Annotated in this window: 1 protein-coding gene; it reads left to right on the forward strand. The window is 30.8% G+C overall.

What is annotated here, in order from left to right; genetic code table 11:
• On the forward strand, positions 1 to 533 hold a 533-nt coding region (locus BOQ62_RS22190; protein ID WP_164976827.1), incomplete at both ends, for a transposase.

Consider the following 533-nt stretch of genomic DNA (forward strand, 5'->3'; position numbering starts at 1 on the left):
AAAAATATTAGAGACTCTGATAAAAATAGAAAGTAAAATGAATTTTTTGAATCAAATCCGTAAGCCCCAATTGTCAGACTTAGAGTTAATTTCCATAGACTTAACTTCAGAATTTATGGGTATTGATTCAGAGCGGGATTTATTCAGAAAATTACCTTATCATTTATCATCAAGGATAGATCGTAGTGTTTATAATCGTAGAAAGCGTAACTTGTTTGCTTATCGGGATTCATTAAGAAAAAAGATAGCAGCCAAAATATCTGTTAATGATTATTACATTGTAGATAGTATGCCCTTGGAAATATGCAAATTAAGCAGGAGTTCCAGAAGTACAATTTGTAGGGAAAACTACTTTACCAGTCCAGACATAGGTTTTTGTGCATCACAAAATAGCACTTATTATGGTTATAAATTGCATGCTGTATGCACTATTGACGGGATTTTTACTGATTTTGATTTAACACAGGCTTCTGTACATGATATTCATTATCTAAAGGATATAAAACAATTGTATCAAAATTGTACGATATTAG

The sequence above is a fragment of the Chryseobacterium sp. CH21 genome (assembly GCF_004119445.1).
In the GTDB taxonomy this organism is placed as follows: domain Bacteria; phylum Bacteroidota; class Bacteroidia; order Flavobacteriales; family Weeksellaceae; genus Chryseobacterium.